The organism is Streptomyces gilvus (assembly GCF_022513565.1).
GTDB lineage: Bacteria > Actinomycetota > Actinomycetes > Streptomycetales > Streptomycetaceae > Streptomyces > Streptomyces gilvus.
The window spans coordinates 276191-296766 of record NZ_JAKWBE010000007.1 but is presented as its reverse complement, the minus strand read 5'-3'; the positions used below and the strand labels follow the sequence as shown (position 1 = coordinate 296766).

19 protein-coding genes are annotated in these 20576 nt (G+C 70.4%); 8 read left to right on the top strand and 11 right to left on the bottom strand.

The annotated features are described in order from the left end of the window. The first annotated feature begins 79 nt into the window (after positions 1-79). From MKW14_RS14335 to MKW14_RS14315, 5 genes are all read left to right on the top strand, one after another. Complete coding sequence (locus tag MKW14_RS14335) at positions 80-424, top strand: hypothetical protein (protein ID WP_240862830.1); 345 nt, start codon at positions 80-82, stop codon at positions 422-424. Positions 425-712: 288 nt separating this feature from the next. Continuing rightward, positions 713-1969 (top strand): L,D-transpeptidase, encoded by a 1257-nt coding sequence (locus tag MKW14_RS14330; RefSeq protein ID WP_240862828.1) that lies wholly within the window; start codon positions 713-715, stop codon positions 1967-1969. A 146-nt stretch (positions 1970-2115) separates the two neighbouring features. After that, on the top strand, positions 2116-3573 hold the full coding sequence (locus tag MKW14_RS14325; RefSeq protein ID WP_240862826.1) for an ABC transporter permease: 1458 nt from the start codon (positions 2116-2118) through the stop codon (positions 3571-3573). A gap of 48 nt (positions 3574-3621) precedes the next feature. Next, positions 3622-4305 carry an ABC transporter ATP-binding protein gene (locus MKW14_RS14320; RefSeq protein WP_240862824.1) on the top strand — a complete coding sequence of 228 codons (684 nt, stop codon included), beginning with the start codon at positions 3622-3624 and terminating at the stop codon, positions 4303-4305. A gap of 269 nt (positions 4306-4574) precedes the next feature. Further along, the gene (locus tag MKW14_RS14315; protein WP_276620559.1) at positions 4575-7811 is read left to right on the top strand and encodes a S8 family peptidase; all 3237 of its coding nucleotides are present in this window, start codon (positions 4575-4577) and stop codon (positions 7809-7811) included. Positions 7812-7926: 115 nt separating this feature from the next. Here MKW14_RS14315 and MKW14_RS14310 read toward each other — a convergent pair whose 3' ends face one another. Continuing rightward, positions 7927-8844: a helix-turn-helix domain-containing protein gene (locus MKW14_RS14310; protein ID WP_240862821.1), complete on the bottom strand. Its 918-nt coding sequence runs from the start codon at positions 8842-8844 to the stop codon at positions 7927-7929. A gap of 178 nt (positions 8845-9022) precedes the next feature. Between MKW14_RS14310 and MKW14_RS14305 the strand changes: the two genes are divergently transcribed. Then, entirely contained in the window at positions 9023-10063 is a 1041-nt protein-coding gene (locus MKW14_RS14305; RefSeq protein WP_240862819.1) for an NAD(P)-dependent alcohol dehydrogenase, read from the top strand. Between the two features lie 73 nt (positions 10064-10136). On the opposite strand, the gene MKW14_RS14300 is transcribed toward MKW14_RS14305, so the two are convergent. Beyond that, positions 10137-10949, bottom strand: a complete 813-nt coding sequence (locus MKW14_RS14300) for a helix-turn-helix transcriptional regulator (RefSeq protein ID WP_240862818.1) — start codon at positions 10947-10949, stop codon at positions 10137-10139. 93 nt (positions 10950-11042) lie between these two features. On the opposite strand from MKW14_RS14300, the gene MKW14_RS14295 reads away from it, so the two are divergent. Next, a complete protein-coding gene (locus MKW14_RS14295) occupies positions 11043-11759 on the top strand; it encodes an SDR family oxidoreductase (RefSeq protein ID WP_240862816.1) in 717 nt (238 codons plus the stop codon). Positions 11760-11799: 40 nt separating this feature from the next. Here MKW14_RS14295 and MKW14_RS14290 read toward each other — a convergent pair whose 3' ends face one another. From MKW14_RS14290 to MKW14_RS14260, 7 genes are all read right to left on the bottom strand, one after another. Further along, complete coding sequence (locus MKW14_RS14290) at positions 11800-12906, bottom strand: serine hydrolase domain-containing protein (protein WP_240862815.1); 1107 nt, start codon at positions 12904-12906, stop codon at positions 11800-11802. A 93-nt stretch (positions 12907-12999) separates the two neighbouring features. Beyond that, a complete protein-coding gene (locus tag MKW14_RS14285) occupies positions 13000-13557 on the bottom strand; it encodes a hypothetical protein (RefSeq protein WP_240862813.1) in 558 nt (185 codons plus the stop codon). A gap of 144 nt (positions 13558-13701) precedes the next feature. Continuing rightward, positions 13702-14670 (bottom strand): hypothetical protein, encoded by a 969-nt coding sequence (locus tag MKW14_RS14280; protein ID WP_240862810.1) that lies wholly within the window; start codon positions 14668-14670, stop codon positions 13702-13704. Between the two features lie 284 nt (positions 14671-14954). Next, positions 14955-15251: a DUF3885 domain-containing protein gene (locus tag MKW14_RS41790; RefSeq protein ID WP_441349308.1), complete on the bottom strand. Its 297-nt coding sequence runs from the start codon at positions 15249-15251 to the stop codon at positions 14955-14957. Then, complete coding sequence (locus MKW14_RS14270; protein ID WP_240862806.1) at positions 15205-15825, bottom strand: DUF4291 domain-containing protein; 621 nt, start codon at positions 15823-15825, stop codon at positions 15205-15207. The genes MKW14_RS41790 and MKW14_RS14270 overlap by 47 nt, the downstream gene beginning before the upstream one ends. Before the next feature lie 134 nt (positions 15826-15959). Next, complete coding sequence (gene msrA, locus MKW14_RS14265) at positions 15960-16676, bottom strand: peptide-methionine (S)-S-oxide reductase MsrA (RefSeq protein ID WP_240862804.1); 717 nt, start codon at positions 16674-16676, stop codon at positions 15960-15962. A 97-nt stretch (positions 16677-16773) separates the two neighbouring features. Continuing rightward, complete coding sequence (locus MKW14_RS14260; protein WP_240862802.1) at positions 16774-17892, bottom strand: hypothetical protein; 1119 nt, start codon at positions 17890-17892, stop codon at positions 16774-16776. 208 nt (positions 17893-18100) lie between these two features. On the opposite strand from MKW14_RS14260, the gene MKW14_RS14255 reads away from it, so the two are divergent. Continuing rightward, positions 18101-19255, top strand: a complete 1155-nt coding sequence (locus tag MKW14_RS14255; RefSeq protein ID WP_240862800.1) for a cystathionine gamma-synthase — start codon at positions 18101-18103, stop codon at positions 19253-19255. Positions 19256-19268: 13 nt separating this feature from the next. Here MKW14_RS14255 and MKW14_RS14250 read toward each other — a convergent pair whose 3' ends face one another. Together MKW14_RS14250 and MKW14_RS14245 are read right to left on the bottom strand one after the other, a co-directional pair. Further along, complete coding sequence (locus tag MKW14_RS14250) at positions 19269-19517, bottom strand: hypothetical protein (RefSeq protein WP_240862798.1); 249 nt, start codon at positions 19515-19517, stop codon at positions 19269-19271. Positions 19518-19584: 67 nt separating this feature from the next. Beyond that, positions 19585-20088, bottom strand: coding sequence for a sigma factor-like helix-turn-helix DNA-binding protein (locus tag MKW14_RS14245; protein WP_240862797.1), 504 nt, complete (start codon positions 20086-20088; stop codon positions 19585-19587). Positions 20089-20576: the final 488 nt, after the last annotated feature.

Here is a 20576-nt window from a genome sequence, read left to right as displayed (position 1 = left end):
ATTGGCCGTGTGGGGCGATGTTAGTGAAAGGCGCGGGTCACGGGAAAGTCACGGGAGCCAAGCGCCGTACGCTCCCGCCATGAGCACTGAAGAGACATCACGTTTTGTCCGCCTTCGGGTGGAGCTCGTCCTCGAGGTGGAGAACGCCGACGCCGTGACGAAGGCGGCTCTGCGCCGGATCGCCGACGAGCCGGAGATGCCCGACGACGAGCGGGCGCACGCCGAGGGCGCTGTGACGGAAGACACTGCCGAGGCCCTCGCGTACCTCGTCGACCCGTTCGACCTGGTGAGCGAGGTGCCCGGGGTGGAACTCGCGCAGGCCTCCTGGTCGAGCGAGCCCGTCGACTACGACCCGGACTCGCCGGACTGGGACCTGGACGAGGATGATGTCCGGGAGGACGACGAGGAGGACGGCGTCGGCTGAGCGGCCCGGGGACATCGGTGACCCCGGCCGGCAACCGCCGGCCGGGGTTTCGTCGTCTCAGGGGACGCGCAGGCCGTGATCCGCACCCTCCGCCCCGGCGGACGTGGTGTGCCCCACACATCAGAGGAATGTGGAACGGGTGAAACCGGCCGTAGCGTTGAAGTTCGTTGACGGCTGAAGTTCGTCACGGGCTGAGGTTCGTGAACGCGAGGTTCGTGAACGCTGAGGTTCGTAAAACGGGGCCCTCGGGGTTTTCAGGGGATACGGCGACTGATGGAGAAGCGTGTGATGACGAACAGTAGGCGGCGCAAGGGCCTGACGGTCGCGTCCGCCCTGCTCGGTGGGGTTCTGGTGCTCTCGGCCTGTTCCGGCGGCGGCGGTGGCGACAAGGCCTCCGGCAGCGGGAACAACGACACCTCGCAGGCGAAGGCCGACGAGGCGGCGGCCAAGAAGGCGTCGGAGGCCGACATCAAGATCACGCCCAAGGACGGCACCGACAACGCCTCCATCAACAACTCCGCGGCGGTCACCGTCAGCAAGGGCACGCTCACCAGCGTGAGCATGACGACCGAGAACGGCACCGCCGTCGCCGGCGCGCTCTCCGCGGACAAGACCAGCTGGAAGCCGAACGCCCAGCTGGAGCGCTCGACCACCTACAAGGTCGCCGCGGCCGCCAAGGACTCCGACGGGCGGGTCGCGCACGAGAACGCGTCGTTCACCACGGTCTCCCCGGCCAACAGCTTCATAGGCACCTTCACGCCGGACAACGGGACCACCGTCGGCGTGGGCATGCCGGTGTCGATCAACTTCGACAAGTCGATCACCAACAAGGCCGCGGTCCAGAAGGGCATCACGGTCACCTCCAGCAGCGGCCAGGAGGTCGTCGGGCACTGGTTCGGCGCGAACCGTCTCGACTTCCGCCCGGAGCAGTACTGGAAGGAGAACTCGACCGTCACGCTGAAGCTCGCGCTGGACGGCGTCGAGGGCGCGAGCGGCGTCTACGGCGTGCAGCAGAAGACGGTCACCTTCCACATCGGCCGCAACCAGATCTCCTACGTCGACGCGAAGACCAAGCAGATGAAGGTCACGCAGGACGGCAAGGTCATCAAGACCATCCCGATCTCGGCCGGTTCGCCGGAGCACACCACGTACAACGGCGTCATGGTGATGTCCGAGAAGTACAAGCAGACCCGGATGAACGGCACGACCGTCGGCTTCACCGACAACGACGGCAAGGCCGAGTACGACATCAAGGACGTGCCGCACGCCATCCGGCTCACCAACTCCGGCACCTTCCTGCACGGCAACTACTGGGGCGCGAAGTCCGTCTTCGGCAGCGTCAACACCAGCCACGGCTGCGTGGGCCTGTCCGACACCAAGGGCGCCAACGACACCAGCACTCCGGCGTACTGGATGTACACGCACTCGATCGTCGGTGACGTCGTGGTCGTCTCCAACACCGGCGACAAGATCGTCCAGCCGGACAACGGCCTCAACGGCTGGAACCTGAGCTGGGCCCAGTGGAAGGCCGGCTCGGCCGTCTGACGCACCGTCGGCCCACAGCGTTCCGATGCCGCCCCCAGGGGCGGCATCGGTGTTTCCGAGGCTGTTCCGGGCCGGGCCACAGGCTTCTCATGCAGCTCTTATGGCGGGCTTATCCAGTCATCACGCGCCGTCCCTACCTTGCGGCCATGTTCTTCACCTACCTGAGGCGCGAGTTGCGCCGCCGCAGAAAGGCGGCCCTCGTCGTCGCCTCCGGCCTCGCGCTGGGCATCGCGCTGGTCATCGTGGTCAACTCCGTGTCCTCCGGCATGGGGAAGGCCCAGGACAAGGTCCTCCAGTCGCTCTACGGCCTGGGTACGGACATGACGGTCACGAAGGCGGCGACGCCGACCACGAGCACCTCGCAGCGGCCGCGCTTCCAGTTCGACGCGCGGGGCAACGACGACAAGTCCACGCAGAGCAGCGACCGGATCATGCCGCAGGGCTTCACGACCCTCGCCTCCTCCACCGTCACCAAGGTGGCGGACCAGAAGGGCGTTTCGTCGGCCGTCGGCGGGCTCAGCCTCAACGTGGTGAAGATCAGCGGCCAGTTCACCCGCGGGCAGTTCCGGCAGAACGGCGGCAGCGGCGGCTTCCAGCGGGGCGGCGGCAACGGCCAGCCGCAGGGCGAGGTGCAGGGCGGCGGCGCCAACTTCGACGTCAACAGCTACACGGTCTACGGCACCGACGTCACCCAGAGCGGGCTCGGCCCGCTGACCTCGTCGAAGATCACCAGCGGCCGCACCTTCAAGACGACGGAGTCCTCCGCCAAGGTGCTGGTCGCCGACTCCGCGTTCGCCAAGGAGAAGAAGTACAAGGTCGGTTCCACCGTCACGATCAAGAACGTCAAGTTCACGATCATCGGTATCGCGACGGCCGACAGCGGTGACTCGGCGGCCAACCTCTACATGCCGCTGAAGGAGGCCCAGACGCTCGCGGACCAGAAGGACAAGGTCACCACGATCTACGTCAAGGCGACCGACTCGAAGCAGATCTCCGCCGTCAAGTCGACGATCCAGAAGAACGTCTCCGGTACGACGGTCACCACCTCCTCCGACCTCGCGAGCACGGTGTCCGGTTCGCTGTCCACGGCGTCCAGCCTCGCCACCAACGTCGGCAAGTGGCTGTCGATCGCGGTGCTGGTGGCCGCCTTCCTCGTCGCCGGTCTGCTCACCTCCTCCGCCGTCTCCCGGCGCGTCCGTGAGTTCGGCACGCTGAAGGCGCTGGGCTGGAGGTCGGGCCGGGTGACCCGGCAGGTCGTCGGGGAGGCCATGGTCAACGGGCTGCTGGGCGGTGCGCTCGGTATCGCCCTGGGTCTCGCCGGCGCGTACGTCGTGACGGCCGTCAGCCCCACCCTGCAGGCGCAGTTGGGCGGTGGCGGTGGAGGCGGCGGCTTCGGCGGCGGTCCAGGTGGCGGTGGCGGCTTCGGCGGTCCGGGGCGGGCGGCTGCCAGGACCCTCGACGTCGCCCTGACGGCACCGGTGAGTGTCACGACGGTGGCCATCGCGGTGGCCCTGGCGGTTGCGGGCGGTCTGATCGCGGGCGCGTTCGGCGGCTGGCGGGCGTCCCGGCTGCGGCCGGCGGACGCGCTGCGCCGCGTCGAGTAGCCGACCCCGGACCCGTACCACCACCAACCCCACCCAGGAGCCAACCCCATGTACGAACTCAGAAACGTCACCAAGCGCTACACCCGGGGCAAGGAGACCATCCACGCCCTCGACGGCGTCGACCTCACCATCGGCGACGGCGACCGTCTCGTCATCCAGGGCCCCACCGGCGGCGGCAAGTCCACGCTGCTGCAGATGCTCGGCGGCCTCGACCGGCCCACCGAGGGCGAAGTCGTCCTGGACGGCACCGACTTGGCCAAGCTGTCCGAGGCCCGGCTGACCAAGGTCCGCAGCGAGAACATCGGCTTCGTCTTCCAGAGCTTCAACCTCATCCCGACGCTCACCGCCCAGGAGAACGTGGAAACCGCTCTCGTACCCCTCGGCGTCAAGGGGAAGGACCGGCGCGAGCGGGCCGCCGAGGCGCTGAGTTCGGTCGGTCTCGGTGAGCGTCTCGCCCATCTGCCCTCGGAGATGTCCGGCGGTCAGCAGCAGCGCGTCGCCATCGCCCGCGCGCTCGTCAAGCAGCCGAAGGTGCTGCTCGCCGACGAACCCACCGGAAACCTCGACGAGTCGATGCGCGACGAGATCATGGAGGTGCTCGAACGGATGTGGAAGGAGCTGGGGTTGACGTTCATCATGGTCACCCACGACTCCGCGATCGCGCGGAAGGCCCCGCGGCTGGCGACGATCCGCAAGGGAAGGATCACGGTCAAAGAGAACGCGGGCGCGTAACTCGACGGAACGGTAACGGCTTTCCCTCGGGCGCGTAACAGTGGGCGGGCCGCTCCTCTTACCCTTCTCTCATCTCTTGAGCTCGCTGATCACCCCCCGGCATACTGCGTATCCCGGGGGGTCCGTGCGTGTGTGCGGTAGTTCCCCCGGCCGGGTGAACGGGGAATTCGCCCGGTACTTCATCTCCAGGGGGAGACTTGCGCAGACAAGTGAAGAGAGCATGCGCGGCCACCGTGGCGACGGCGGCCGCCGTGGCCCTCGCGGCGGGTATGACCAGCCCGGCGCAGGCCAGGGCCGAGCATCCGAGCGCGGCCTCGAAGTCCTCACTCGCGTCCCAGCACCGCATCACCCTGATCACCGGCGACCGGGTCGTCGTCGACGCCAAGGGGCGCGTCGTCGGCCTGGAGCGGGCCAAGGGGCGCGAACACATACCCGTGCAGTTCCGCAAGGCCGACGGGCACACGCTCGTCGTCCCGGCCGACGCGGCCCGGCTGGTCGCCACCGGCAAACTCGACCAGCGGCTGTTCGACATCACCGAGCTCAACAAGTCCGCCACCCGCAAGTCCCAGGCCAAGGGCCTGAAGGTCATCGTCGGCTACCAGGGCGCGGCGAGGACGGCCAAGGCCGACGTCCGTGACGCGGGCACCCTGCGCCGGACCCTGAAGGCCCTCAACGCGGACGCCGTGCAGACCCCGGTCAAGGAGACGCCCGAGCTGTGGGACGCCGTCACCAACGGCGACCGTACGGCCTCCGGCATCGCGCACGTCTGGCTCGACGGCACCCGCAAGGCCAGCCTCGACAAGTCCGTGCCGCAGATCGGCGCACCCACCGCCTGGGCCAAGGGCTACACCGGCAAGGGCGTCAAGATCGCCGTCCTGGACACCGGTGTCGACGCCGACCACCCGGACCTCAAGACCCAGGTGATCGCCGCCAAGAACTTCTCCACCGCGGCCGACGCCGACGACCACTTCGGCCACGGCACGCACGTCGCGTCCATCGCCGCGGGCACCGGCGCCAAGTCCCACGGCAAGTACAAGGGCGTGGCGCCCGGCGCCAAGATCCTCAACGGCAAGGTCCTGGACGACACCGGCTCCGGTGACGACTCGGGCATCCTCGCCGGCATGGAGTGGGCGGCCGAGCAGGGCGCCGACATCGTCAACCTGAGCCTGGGCGGCCAGGACACCCCCGGTATCGACCCGCTCGAGGCCGAGGTCAACAAGCTGTCCGAGGAGAAGGGCATCCTCTTCGCGATCGCCGCGGGCAACGACGGCCCGGAGTCGATCGGTTCGCCCGGCAGCGCCGAGGACGCCCTCACCGTCGGCGCCGTCGACGACAAGGACAAGCTGGCCGACTTCTCCTCCACCGGTCCGACGGTCGACGGCACCATCAAGCCCGACGTCACCGCCCCCGGCGTGGACATCACGGCCGCCGCGGCCCCGGGCAGCGTCATCGACCAGGAGGTCGGCGAGAACCCGCCCGGCTACCTGACCATCTCCGGCACGTCGATGGCGACCCCGCATGTCGCGGGCGCCGCGGCGATCCTGAAGCAGGAGCACCCGGACTGGAAGTTCTCCGAGCTCAAGGGCGCCCTGACGGGCTCCGCGAAGGGCGGCAAGTACACGCCGTTCCAGCAGGGTTCGGGCCGTATCGCCGTCGACAAGGCCATCCAGCAGACCGTGATCGCCGACCCGGTGTCGGTGAGCTTCGGGGTGCAGCAGTGGCCGCACACCGACGACAAGCCGGTCACCAAGCAGGTGACCTACCGCAACCTCGGCACCAAGGACGTCACGCTGAACCTGGCGGCCGCCGCGACCAACCCCAAGGGCCAGGCCGCTCCGGCCGGCTTCTTCAAGCTGGCCGCGACCAAGGTGACCGTCCCGGCGGGCGGCAAGGCCTCCGTCGACCTGACCGTCAACACCAAGCTCGGCGGCACGCTCGACGGCGCGTACTCCGCGTACGTGACGGCGACGGGCGGCGGCCAGACGGTCCGTACGGCCGCGGCCGTGCAGCGTGAGGTCGAGTCGTACGACGTCACGATCAAGCACATCGACCGGGACGGCCAGCCGACCGGCAACTACAACACCGCCCTGCTCGGCTACTCGGGACTGGCCGAGGGCCGTGGCTACCAGGTGACCCTCTCGGACACCGGCACCACGACCATGCGCCTGCCCAAGGGCAACTACCTGCTGGACGCCTGGATCGCCAAGGACCTGGTGAACTTCCAGGGCGGCGTCGACTGGCTGGTCCAGCCGAAGCTGTCCGTCACCAAGAACACCACGGTGACCATCGACGCCCGCACGACCAAGGCGGCCGACATCACCGTGCCGGACGCCCAGGCCAAACCGCAGCTCGCCATGATCGGGTACAGCTACGACCCGGCGGGCATCGGCATCGGACTCGGTCTGCAGTCCTTCGCCGACCTGCGCATGGCGCCGCTGGGCGGCGACGTCACGGGCCTGCACCAGACCTGGAACGGCCAGTGGGCCAAGGGCACGGACGCCGAGTACGACGTGGCGACCACCGCGAACGTCAAGAAGATCCAGGGCGACAAGGTCCGCCACTTCAAGGCGAGCGAGCTCGCCACGGTGCGCAACAACCTCGGTTCGGGCGCCGTCGGCAAGACCGGTGCGCTGATGCCGCTGGGCGAGTTCCCCGACGACGTCGTCATCTTCAACGGCATCGAGCAGAAGCTGCCCGGCGCCCGCACGCTGTACCTGTCGACGTCCGACAAGATCCAGTGGTCATGGGACTTCTCGCAGTTCAAGGGCCACGACCAGGACGGCTTCCCGATCCCGGAGGCGTACTACACGCTGGGTGACGCGCAGACGTTCAAGGCGGGCCAGAAGTACACGAAGACCTTCAACACGGCGGTCTTCGGCCCGCACCTGAACACCTACTACGGCGTCTTCCGCGACGGCAACAGCATCTACGGCTACATCCCGCTGTTCTCCGACGGCGCGGGCCACGCGGGCTCCTCGGACTTCACCGGGGTCACCACGACCCTCTACCGCAACGGCACCAAGGTCGGCTCCAACGACGACCCGCTGTTCGGCCAGAAGGAGTTCAAGGTCCCCTCCGGTGACGCCGAGTACCGGCTGACGACCTCGGTCAAGCGCAGCGTCCACGTCGCCGCGGCCTCCACCCGCATCGACGCCAGCTGGACGTTCCGCTCCAAGAAGCCGGCCGCCGGCACGGTGGCCACGCTGCCGGCGTCCACGGTCCGCTTCAACGCCACGACCGGCCTCGACAACCGGGTGCCGGCCGGCAGGACGGTCTCCGTCCCGGTCACCGTCGAGGGCGCGGCCAAGGGCAGCAACCTCAAGTCCCTGACGGTGTACGTGTCGTACGACTACGGCCAGACCTGGAAGCAGGTCAAGGTGGTCCACGGCAAGATCACCGTGAAGAACCCGGCGAAGGGCCAGGCCATCTCGTTCCACGCCAAGATCACCGACAAGAAGAACAACAAGTCGACGATCTCGATCTACAACGCGTACTACGGCAAGTGAGCCGTTCGCGAGGCGAGTGAGTCGCTCGACGGGCGCGTGAGCCGTCAGCGAGAGCCCCGCCGGAGGTGCAGCCTCCGGCGGGGCTCTCGCCGCGCCTGCATCGTGGGGGTGGGGGTCATGCCGCCGTATCGGGGCTGACCCGGCCCGCGCGGGTCGCGTCCGCGCCCCAACTGGCCAGCAGCCGCAGGGCCTCGGCCGAGGGGGAGCCCGGTTCCGCGTGGTACGTCGTCATCGCCTGCCCGTCGTCGTCGGCCAGCCGGAAGGACTCGTAGTTGAGCGTCAGATCGCCCACCAGCGGATGCCGCAGCCGCTTGACGCCGTAACTCTTCTCCCGGACGTCGTGCGTGGCCCACAGCCGCCGGAACTCCTCGCTCTTCACGGAGAGTTCGCCCACCAGCGCGGACAGCCGCGGGTCGTCGGGGTAGCAGCCCGCCTCCATGCGCAGGAAGCTGACGATGTCGCTCGCCTTCTGCTCCCACTCCACGAACAGATCGCGGTACTCGGGCGTCAGGAACACCAGCCGCGCCCAGTTCCGCTGCTGGGCCGGCAGCTCCCCCCAGTCGCCGAAGACGGCCGCGGCCATCCGGTTCCAGGCGAGGATGTCCCCGCGCCGCCCCGAGACGTACGCCGGCACCCCGTCCATCGTGTCCAGCAGCTGCCGCAGCGCGCTGCGCACCTGTTCGGTCCGGGCCGCGGGCTTCTTCTTGTGCTGCTTCGGCTTGGCCAGGTGCGTGAGGTGGTTGTGCTCGGCGTCGCTCAGCCGCAGCGCCCGCGCGATCGAGTCCAGCACCTCCGCCGACACGTTCCGCCCGTTGCCCTGCTCGAGCCGGGTGTAGTACGCCACGGAGACCCCGGCGAGCTGTGCCAGCTCCTCACGCCTGAGCCCCGGCACCCGCCGGTGCCGGCCGAAGTCTGGCAGTCCCACGTCCTCCGGCTTCAGCCGGGCCCTCCGGGTGCGCAGGAACTCGCTGAGCTCGGCACGCCGGTCCAGGGCGCCGCCGGCCCCCTGTACGGCCTCGGGCTGTTCGTCCATACGGCAAGTATTCACGGTCGTACGCCCAGCAGCCTGACCCCGCCAGTGGTAGGACCACCGGACGTACGCAGAAGTGTGGCCTGGGTGGACCGGCCGGGACGGGGCATGCTGATCACCGTGCCCGGACGGAACGACAGAAGGCAGCCGGGCGCGAACTTCGCTTAGGAGAATCCCCGGCATGACCACCGTTGCCGCATACGCCGCCCCCGCGGCGAAGGCTCCCCTGGAGCGCACCACCATCGAGCGCCGCGAGGTCGGTGAGTTCGATGTCCTGATCGACATCAAGTTCGCCGGTATCTGCCACTCCGACATCCACCAGGCCCGTGAGGGCTGGGGCGAGGCCATCTTCCCGATGGTCCCCGGTCACGAGATCGCGGGCGTCGTCTCCGCGGTCGGCTCCGGCGTCACCCGGCACAAGGTCGGCGACCGCGTGGGCGTCGGCTGCCTGGTCGACTCCTGCCGCGAGTGCGAGAACTGCCGGGCCGGCCTGGAGCAGTACTGCCTCAAGGGCGGCGTGGGCACGTACAACGCGATCGGCAAGGACGGCGAGCCCACCTACGGCGGCTACTCCGAGAAGATCGTCGTCGACGAGAACTACGTCGTCCGCATCCCCGACGGCCTCTCCCTGGACGTGGCCGCCCCGCTGCTGTGCGCCGGCATCACCACGTACTCGCCCCTGCGCCACTGGAACGCGGGCCCCGGTAAGAAGGTCGCGATCCTCGGCATGGGCGGCCTCGGCCACATGGGCGTCAAGATCGCGCACGCGCTGGGCGCCGAGGTCACGGTGCTCTCGCAGTCCCTGCGCAAGAAGGACGACGGCCTGAAGCTGGGCGCCGACCATTACTACGCGACCAGCGACGAGCAGACCTTCCAGGACCTCCAGGGCACGTTCGACCTGATCCTCTCCACGGTCTCGGCCCCGCTGAACCTGGACGCGTTCCTGTCCCTGCTCAAGACGGACGGCGCCTTCGTGAACGTCGGCGCCCCCGAGGAGCCCGTCAAGCTCAACCTGTTCTCGGTGATCGGCGGCCGCAAGACCCTCGCCGGGTCCGGCATCGGCGGCATCCAGGAGACCCAGGAGATGCTGGACTTCTGCGCCGAGCACGGCTTCGGCGCAGAGATCGAGCTGATCCGCGCGGACGAGATCAACGAGGCGTACGAGCGGGTCCTCTCCAGCGACGTCCGCTTCCGCTTCGTGATCGACGCGTCGACGATCTGACGCAGAGGGCCGTGGCTGAGGCGGCGGGGGCCCTGCACGCGGGGCTCCCGCCGCTCCGGTCGCCACGGCAGGCTCACCCGCGCCCGGCTGCCAGATGACGCAGGGCGCGGGACGACGGGGAGCCCGGGTCCGCTGTGATCAGGACGACCTCCTGGTCGTCCTCGGGGACGAGCAGGACGTCGCAGTTGAGGTGGAGGCGGCCCACGGCCGGGTGGTCGACGGTCTTGGTGCGGTGACCGGGCGCGTGCACCGGCCGCTCCTCCCACAGCGCCCGGAACTCCGCGCTGCCGGCCCGCAGTTGACCCAGCTGGGCGGCGAGCCCGGGATCGTGCGGATACCGGTCGGCGGCCCTGCGCAGCCGTGCCACCACGATGGGCCCGAACTCCTCGGCGCTGGAACTGTCGTACATCCGCCCCTCGCCCAGGAAGCGCCGCCGGGCCAGGTTCGTCGTCCCGCGACCGAGATCACCGCCGAACACCGCCTGCGCCAGCGGATTGAAGGCGACGAGCCCGTACGCCGCGTCCGTCACGATCGCCGCCGTCTCCGGCAGCCGCTCCAGCATCCGCGCCACATGCGGGCGTACGCTCCGCACCGGACCCGCACCCGGCGGCGCCGCCGACCCGGCCAGCCGGAAGAGGTGGTCGCGCTCGGCGGGACTGAGCCGCAGCGCCCCCGCGAGCCCGTCCAGGATCCGCGCCGACGGCCGGGGCCCACGGGCCTGTTCGAGCCGTACGTAGTAGTCGACCGACATATGGGCCAGCTCCGCCAGCTCCTCGCGCCGCAGCCCCGGCGTGCGGCGCGGCACGCCGTCCGGCAGCCCCACGTCCCGTGGCCGCAGACCCGCGCGCCGCTCCCGCAGGAACCGCGCCAACTCCTGCCTCGGCACCCGCCCACCTCCTTCGGCGAACCCCCGGCCCGCCCGCTGCCTGGTACGGGTCGTCCCTGGCAGACCCGTACCCACCGGAGGACCGTGGTCGGCATGAACGATCGCACCGCACTCGTCACGGGTGCCAACAAGGGAATCGGCCGCCATATTGCGGGGCGGCTCGCGGCCGAGGGGTTCACCGTGTACGTGGGCGCGCGGGACGCCGGGCGCGGCCGGCGGGCCGTCGAGGAGATCGGCGACCGGGCCCGTCCGCTGGTCCTCGACGTCACCGACCCCGACTCCGTCGCCAAGGCCGCCGCCCACGTGGAGCACCTGGACGTCCTGGTCAACAACGCGGGCATCAACCCCTCCCTCGCCCCGCCGACGGAGTCCGGCGCGGAGGAGTTCCGCCGTGCGTACGAGACGAACGTGATCGGCGTCCTGGAGGTGACCAACGCCCTTCTGCCGGCCCTGCGCCGCTCGGCGCACCCGCGCATCGTCAACGTCTCCAGCGGCCCGTCCTCACTGACCTGGAGCACCCGGTCCAACCCCCAGTTCACTCCCGGCCGTCCGGGCTCCGCCGCCTACCGCGCCTCCAAGTCCGCCCTCAACCTCCTCACCCTGCTCCACGCCCAGGAACTCGCCGAAGAGGGCTTCAAGGTCAACGCCCTCGCCCCCGGCCTGCGCGCCACCGACCTGGTGCCGGGCGCGAAGGCCGTGGGCGGCGACCCGGCGGAGGGCGCCGAGGGAGCCGTACGCCTGGCGCTGCTGCCCGACGACGGGCCGACGGGGCGGTTCTTCTCCTGGGACGGGACGCCGGTGCCGTGGTGAGGCGGCGCCGTGGTGAGGCCGGCGTGCGGCTGCGGTGGACTCAGGCCCGTAGCCCCTGCACCCCGTCGTACGCGGACATGACGATCTCCAGCCCCCGGTTGTCGTCCCCGGGTTCACGCATCTGGTTGGTCACGTAGGCGACCACCATCCGCGCCCCGGGGTCGATCATGACGAGGGAGCCGCCCCAGCCGCCCCATCCGTAGGTGCCGCCGAACAGTCCGTACCCCAGGCCCCACCGCATCGGCATGCCCAGGCGCAGGTCGTCGCCGCTGAACTGCTCCGCCACCGCGCGCTCGCACCCCGCGGGCGACAGCACCCGCACCCCGTCCACGGTCCCCGCGCAGGCCAGTACCGACTGGACGCGGGCGACCGAGCGGGCGTTGCCGAAGCCGCTCGCCGCGGGGATCTGCGCCCGCCGCCAGGCCAGGCTGTTGCCGTCCCGGAGGCGGATCGCGGTCGCCGCGGTGGGCACCTCGGGCCCGCCCGGCGCGCTCGCGGCGTAGTCCTCGTCCCGCGACGGCGGCGGAACGGCGGGGCCCACGCGGTGATCGTGCTCGGGGCCGAGCCCGATGTGGAAGTCCGCGCCCAGCGGCCCGGCGATCTCCTCGGCGAAGAACTCGCCGACGCTCCGGCCGCTGACCCGCCGGATCACCTCCCCCACCAGGAACCCCTGGGTGAGCGAGTGGTAGCCGGCCGCGCTGCCCGGCTCCCACAGCGGAGCCTGCGCGGCGAGCCGCGCGGTGGCGGCCGGCCAGTCGTAGATCTCCTCGACCGGCCCCTCCCAGTCGGGCAGCCCGGCGGTGTGCGACAGCAGATGCCGTACCAGCACGCCGTCCTTGCCGGCCGCGGCGAACTCCGGCCAGTACCGGGCCACCGGCGCGTCCACGTCCAGCTCGCCGCGGTCCGCGAGGACCAGTGCGCACAGCGCCGTCATCGTTTTGGTCACCGAGAAGACGCCGACGAGGGTGTCCCGCCCCCACGCCACGGTGCGCTCCTTGTCGGCGAACCCGCCCCACACGTCCACCACCGGCTCACCGTCCACGAAGACGGCCACCGAGCCGCCCGTGTCCCCGGCGTCCAGCAGCGCGCCCAGCGCGTTGGGGACCGCGGTGAACAGTTCGTCGTACGAGCCCTCGATGTCGGCCATGGGTGGCATTAGCCCGCATGTACGGCCGCGACGGCAACCGAATTTGTGGCGGGCGGCTCCGTCAGGCAACCCGGAGCGGCTTCCCCCCTTCCGCTAACGGGTGCGGTCAGCAGTCCAGAGGGACAGATCGCTGCTCGTCGCTACTGCGATCGTCTGCCCGGAGGGCGAGAATCCGGCGGCACGGAGTTCGGAGTAGTGGGAGTGGAAGATGTGCCACCAGTGCTCCCCGTGCGGACCGGAGTGCGGCAGACCGCCGTCGCGTGAGAGCAGGACCCGCTCGTTCGGCCAGGCCGGGGCAACGACCTCGAGCTTCCAACCGTCTCCGCCGGAGGTGTGCAGTCCTCCGCCGAAGAGCCCTGCGATACGGACCCTGCTTCCGGCGACGGGTCCCAGCCCACGACACCACTCGGCGGGATCCGCGTCACGGTTGTCGTCTTCGGCGTCCGGGTCACGGTCCCGCGCGATCTTCTCCCCCGTGACGGCGTCGAAGAGCCCGTGGCCGTCGTGCGAGACAACCATCACCAGGTCCTGGCCGGTGTCGGGGTGCGAGGCGAAGCCGATCCCGAGAAGGCCACCGACCGGGGCGTACGCCACGCGCAGCCAGGGCGCGGGCGCCTCTACCACCGGGGCGGCGAGGAGTCTTCTCCTCATAGCCTGCTGGTACGGGGAAAGCCCCGGCTCAGGAACCGGCCGGCCGACCGGCCCCCCGTCCTTCGTCCACTTCGTCACGCACCCATGATCCCCCCCGCTGAGTCCGGGACGTGAGCTGCGCGAGTCGAGTCCCAGCCGACTCCTCTAGCCATTGGGCCCGTTGCCGGATGTGTCGGCCTCCACGACCTGCCGGGACCGTCTCGCGGCGATGCCCCGGGTCAGGTCGAACGCCCTTGCCGGACTGCGATGTCTCGTCCAGGGCTCCGCGCCGCACCATGGACCGAGGCGCCGGAACTGTTCCAACGCGGTGTCGTAGCACTGAGCCTCTACCAGGTAGTGGGCCAACAGGTGACGCAACCGGGGAAGTCGCTCGTAGTCGTCGATGACCTGGTCGAATGAGTGTGCGATGCTCTCCAGCATCTCCTTGGCTGCAGGTGTGGACGGGAGGGTGGCGTCCCGCGGCCGGGAAGCGAGTTCGTCCAGGGCGTGCAGATAGATACCGGCAAGGGGGCTTCCAGCGGGTGCCCGGTGCACGGCGCGTTCGGCGAAGTCCATCATCAGCTTGTGGGACCCGGCCCACTTCGCGCACCAGTACTCCAACGCCTGCCGGTGGCCCATGTAGTGGTGGGGCGCGCGTTTGAAGAGCTCCAACCAGACTCTCTGGAAACGGTCGTGCTCGAAGCGCAGTCCGCGCGCGGCGGTGATCATCACGACCCACGGCCCGGGGTCGTCGGCGTCGAGCGTGGCCGCTTTCTCGGCAGCGTCCATCGTCTCCCGGAGCAGTGCCCGGAAACGGGACATGAGGTCGGGGGACACGGTGTGCGCATATCCCGTACCGCGCACGGACCAGGCACCCTGGAGCAACAACTGCGCGTGGACAGTGGCGGCCACGCAGTCCTTCGGCTCGGCCGCGCGCCAGTCACGCAGCCATGCGTCGTCCTTGTCGGCCAGGTGCACCAAGAGTTCCAGCCGGGACCAGCGTTCGTCCCAGTCCCGCCCGGCTCCCTCCACGTACGAGGCCGCGGATCGCCAGTCACCGCTCCCCGCCGCATGCGCCACCGCATCGATCGCCTTGGCACGGTCAGGGGGCAGGGGAGGACCGGCATGCTCCACGTCGAGCTCCTCCCGGGAGGGCAGCCCGTAATCCGCCGGGTCGAAACGGACCCGTACCCAGATGGCACCCCCCATCCGAAGCAGGCCTGACCCGCTCCGCCACAGCAGCAAGAGCAAAGCCACGGTCGGGAGCACGAAGAGGTACGACATGGCACGCATGATCCAGGCCGTGGATCACCTGTGACAACGCCTGTAGTCGCAACGATGCCATGACGTTCAGCGCACTCGGCGAACAGCGCCACTTCGACCGACGGGGCTGTCCGCCCGCTCGATCTGGCCGAGCGTTACAGGCCGGTTGGGTTTGCGGGCAGCCAGTCGCGGTGGTTGTCGCGCAGGCGGTCGCGTTCTTCGGGGCTTGTCGCGATGACGTCTGCGCCGCCGTCACAGGGATGGTGCAGACGGCTGAGTCGGCTGTCGGTGATGATCACTCCGTTGAGTACGTCGTCTGCCACTTCGCGGAGGATGCCGTCGAGCGCGCCCGGACGCCAGTGGCGGCGGTCGGCGTAGAGGTGCGTGCAGCTGTGGAGTTCGGGGTCAGGTGCGTCGTCGTACGCGAGCGTCGTCCATCGGATGCCTTGCAAGAAGGTCGCCCTGGACGGGGTAGGGCCGTTCTGGGGGCAGGCGCTGGGCGGCGGAGTCCAGATCGCCCCCGTCGACCAGGTCGCGTATCTCGTGAGCGAGCGGGGTCACGTCGCGGATGGAGACTGTCCACTCGTCCGCGTAGCGTCGTGCTGCCTCACCGCAGAGGCCGAGTTGCAGAGACCGGTACGGCAGGGGTTGCATGCGCACATCCCGCTCGGGGTCCCACTGCACGCGAGCGGGCGCGCGCTTCAGCTGACGCTGCCAGGCGGCCCGGTCGGGGTGTATCCCGCGGACATAGCTCGACAGGCACGCGTGACGCAGCGCCCATTCGAAACCGTCACGACTGATCTCGACCGCGAGGACGGTCTCCTGTCCCTCCTTGGCGCCCCAGCCGCATCGGTACATCATCCACAGGAACGACGGCTTGATCCACGTCATCCTGTCGCGCTTCCACGCGGCGGGAAAACGGCCCTCCTGGACGGCGGGCAGGCCGATTTCCGGGGAGTACGCCTGGTAGACGGTGATCGTGGAGTCCACGTAGGCCGCACGGATCTCGTGTTGCGGTTGTTCCATGGCGTACAGCGTGATGACGGCCGGTTCGGGCGGCCACCGATTTTCGACGGCCGGTCACCGAGACGGAGACCGCCGGCCGCAGCACCGTGGGAATCGCCGGTGCCACGGCATCCGCGTCAGACCTGCCGCACACGCTACATGTCCGTGCCCTCCGGCGCCGGAGCGATGCCCGTCGGGCACGACGCCCCCCAGTTCGTCTCGAACGGGTCACTCAGCTTGACCCCCGTCCCACCGACCCCGCAGTACCCCGCCGGGTTCTTGTCGAGGTACTGCTGGTGGTAGGCCTCGGCCGGGTAGAAGGGGCGGTTGTCGGACGGGAGGATTTCTGTGGTGATCGTGCCGTGGCCCGTAGCCGTCAGGACCTTTTGGTAGGTCTCGCGGGAGGCGGTTGCCGCGTGGGCCTGGGCCGGGGTGTGGGTGTAGAACGCCGAGCGGTACTGGGTGCCCACGTCGTTGCCCTGGCGGAAGCCCTGGGTGGGGTTGTGGGACTCCCAGAAGGTCTTCAGGAGGCGCTCGTAGGAGATCAGCTTCGGGTCGTGGACCACGCGGACGACCTCCGTGTGGCCGGTCAGGCCCGAGCAGACCTCCTCGTAGACGGGATGCTCGGTGTAGCCGCCCTGGTAGCCGACCAGTGTCGTCCACACCCCTGCCGGCAGCTGCCAGAACTTGCGCTCGGCGCCCCAGAAGCAGCCCATCGCGAAGTCGGCGATCTCCAGGCCGTCGGGGTAGGGGCCGAGGAGGGGGTTGCCGAGGACGGTGTGGCGGTCGGGGACGGTGAAGGGGCGTTCCGTGCGGCCTCGCAGGGCCTGCTCGGGGGTCGGCAGCTGGGGCGTGCGGCTGTACAGGAACATGCGGTCTCCAAGAGGGGGCCCGACTCGGCTGTGCGCCCACGTCAACAGGGGGCGGTCGGCCGGGATTCCGAAGGCTGCCGCACAGCCGACCGCACCGTCACTGGGGCAGTGTCGCCGGGCTGCCGCCGTTCGCCTCGTAGCCCGCCACCGCCAGTGCCCGGTACACCGCGAACTCCGCCGCCGGGTCGGCGGACAGTGTCCAGGGGAGGGCTCCGACGTGGCCGTCGATGTGTATGAGCTGGTTCATCGCCTCGGACCAGCGTTCGGCACGGACCAGGAAGAACACCAGCAGATGGCGTACGTGCGCGAGCATCGGGTCGTCCGGGCGGGCCGAGTGGACCGCGTGCAGCGCTCCGTGGATCGCCTTCGTGACGACCTCGCTCTGGTAGAAGCCGCTGACCAGGTTCACCTCGGGCAGGTGCTCGAACACCGCGAACAGCGGCATGGCGGCCAGCAGCGAGCCCTGCGGCGCCCTCGCCGCCGCGGACTCGGCGAAGGAGTACGCCAGTTGCCGCGAGCCGTGCCACTTCTCGCACCAGTAGTGCAGCGCGGCCAGATGCGCGCCCATGTGCGCCGGGGCGCGGTCCAGGATCTTCAGCCACAGCTGCTCGAACTCCGGCTGCGGACAGGTCAGTCCGCGCGCCACCGACAGCTCGACGATGTACGGCACCGGGTCGCCGGGGGCGAGCAGCGCCGCGTCGCCGCAGGCCGCCCTCGCCTCCTCCATGATGATCCGGAACTCGTCCGTGCCCCGCGTCGCCGTCCGCCACGCCTGCTGCGCCAGGAACTCCGCGTGTACGGCCGCCCCGCCCGCGTCCTTGGGCTGCTCGGCCCGCCACACCCGCAGCCACTGCCCGCCCGGCGTCTCGCTGACCCCGCCCGGCCGCTGCTGCAGCTCCAGCGACGCGGCACCCGCGAAGGCCTGCACACGCTGCCAGCGCAGCTCGCCCTCCGCCTCCGTGCCGGCGAGCAACTGGGAGGCCGCGCGGTAGTCCTGTGTGCGCTGCACCAGGTCCAGGACGTCCAGCAGGTCCTGGTCGGGGCCGGGCATGCGCACGTCCAGCTCCTCCTCGCGTACGAAGCCGTAGTTCGCGGGGTCCGCGGCGTCCGGGTGGCCCGGTGGGACCTGCTCGATCATGCCCCGGCGGCGCCGCATGACCGGGAGCAGCACGAAGCCGAGCATGACCAGCGCGATCAGGACCCAGAGAATTTCCATGCCTCAAGCGTTCCAGACGCCGCGGACAATTGGCCAACCCGGTCGGCGCACCTGTGGAAAACTCCCGCGTCCCCTTCCGCGACCCCTCCGCGACCCCTCCGCGACCCGGTGGCCGGCTCGCCCCGGCACCGAGGGAAATCCCGACCGTGGGGCCGCTCCGGCCTCGGCGTCCGTCACTCGCCCCGCGAGCGCACTACCCTCGGTGCCCATGAGCGACAGGCACATCAGTCAGCACTTCGAGACCCTCGCGATCCACGCGGGCAACACCGCCGATCCCCTCACCGGCGCCGTCGTCCCGCCGATCTACCAGGTCTCGACCTACAAGCAGGACGGCGTGGGCGGCCTGCGCGGCGGCTACGAGTACAGCCGTAGCGCCAACCCCACCAGGACCGCCCTGGAGGAGAACCTCGCCGCCCTCGAGGGCGGCCGCCGAGGTCTCGCGTTCGCGTCCGGACTGGCGGCCGAGGACTGCCTGTTGCGTACGCTGCTCAGCCCCGGCGACCACGTGGTCATCCCCAACGACGCGTACGGCGGCACGTTCCGGCTGTTCGCGAAGGTCGTCGCCCGGTGGGGCGTGGAGTGGTCGGTCGCCGACACCAGCGATCCGTCCGCCGTACGCGCCGCCATCACCCCGAAGACCAAGGCCGTGTGGGTGGAGACCCCCTCCAACCCGCTGCTCGGCATCACCGACATCGCCGCCCTCGCCCAGGTCGCCCGGGACGCGGGCGCCCGGCTGGTCGTGGACAACACCTTCGCCACGCCGTACCTGCAGCAGCCGCTGGCGCTCGGCGCGGACGTCGTCGTGCACTCCCTGACCAAGTACATGGGCGGCCACTCGGACGTCGTCGGCGGTGCGCTGGTCGCCGCCGACGAGACGCTCGGCGAGGAGCTGGCGTACCACCAGAACGCGATGGGCGCGGTCGCCGGGCCCTTCGACTCCTGGCTGGTGCTGCGCGGCGCCAAGACGCTGTCCGTACGGATGGACCGGCACAGCGAGAACGCCGGCAAGGTCGCCGACATGCTGACCCGGCACGCGCGCGTGACGAGCGTTCTCTACCCGGGCCTGCCCGAGCACCCCGGCCACGAGGTCGCCGCCAAGCAGATGCGGGCCTTCGGCGGCATGGTGTCGTTCCGGGTGGCCGGCGGCGAGGAGGCGGCCGTCGAGGTCTGCAACCGCGCCAAGGTCTTCACGCTCGGCGAGTCCCTGGGCGGCGTCGAGTCCCTGATCGAGCACCCCGGGCGCATGACGCACGCGTCCGTGGCCGGCTCGGCCCTCGAGGTGCCCGCCGATCTCGTCCGCCTCTCCGTGGGCATCGAGAACGTGGACGACCTCCTGGAGGACCTGCAGCAGGCCCTCGGCTAGCCGCCCGCGCGGCTCACCAGCCCGTGTACGGGGGAGTCGTCTGCGAGGGCGGCTCCACCCACGGGCGGGCCATCATGGCCCACACGAGGAAGGCCACGGCCACGGCGCACAGCAGCAGCCACAGCGTCCGGCGGACCATCCTCCGGCGGCGCACCATACGGGCGCCCCGGCGCACGACCTCCGCGTACAGGTCCGGCGGTACGGGCGGCGGAGTCTGCTCCATGATCCGCCGTACGGTGGCTTCCCGCTCGGTCCGGTTCACCCGTGCCACCCCCGTTCACCCGGGCCGCTTCGCGCGCGTACGGCCGCCGCACCGGCGTCACGGCGGCTCATGACGGTGCCACCTTCGCCCCCACCACGGTCGGGGCGGGACTCCGCGGAGGTTGCAGCAGCGTGGTCGTCGCGCGGTCGCAGATCGTGCGGACACGTTCCACCGGCAGGCCGAGGAGGGCCGCCGTCTGTTCCTCGGCGACGCCCTCGTAGAGGCGCAGGACCAGGATCAGGCGTTCCTGCGGCGCGAGCGTGGCCAGGGCGCTGCCGGGGTGGGTCCGGGCGCGGCCGAGACCGCCGTACTGGTGCCAGGCCGCGCGGGCGAACCGGGTGGCCAGGTACTGGCGGGCGCGGTCGTACGGGTCCTCGCCGCGCAGCCGGTTCCAGGAGATGTACGTGCGGGCGAGGGCCAGCGTCAGCAGGCGCCGCGCGCGCGGGTTGTCGTCCGGGGCCTCCGCCGTCAGCAGCGTGGCGGCATGCAGCAGCCGCCCTGCCGCGCCCGCGACGAACGCCTCGAACTCCCGGGCCCGGCGGGCGCCCTGCAACGCCTGCCGTTGTCGCACCGCGCCTCCCGCCCTGACGCGACCCTGCGGAACCGGGGCCCGGCCGCGTACGGCATCCGGAACCGTGTACGACGGGCCCGGTCTCATATGAGGCCAGAGGTGGCCCCACGGTCAAGAGCCGCGCACCATCCACAGCCCCCACAGAGCCCCCGACCAACAAACGCACGGACCGCGTTACACACCCACGCGCGAGCATCAGCCCCCGACGCACCCACGCACGAGCATCAGCCCCCGACGCACCCACACGCGCGTCGCAGCCGACGGGGCGCCCACGCGCGGGCGTCAGCCGTCGAGGCGCCGATGCGCGGGCAGCCGTCGCCGACGGCACCCACGCCCGCTCGGAGCCCCGGGCGGACCCACAGATGCGCGCAGCCGCCCGACGCAGCCACGCGCATGTGGAGCTCCCCGACGTCATACACACGCGGAGCTTCCCGAGGCATCAAGCCGAGCCCCCAGGAACCATCAACACGCAGGGCCCCCGGCGAACG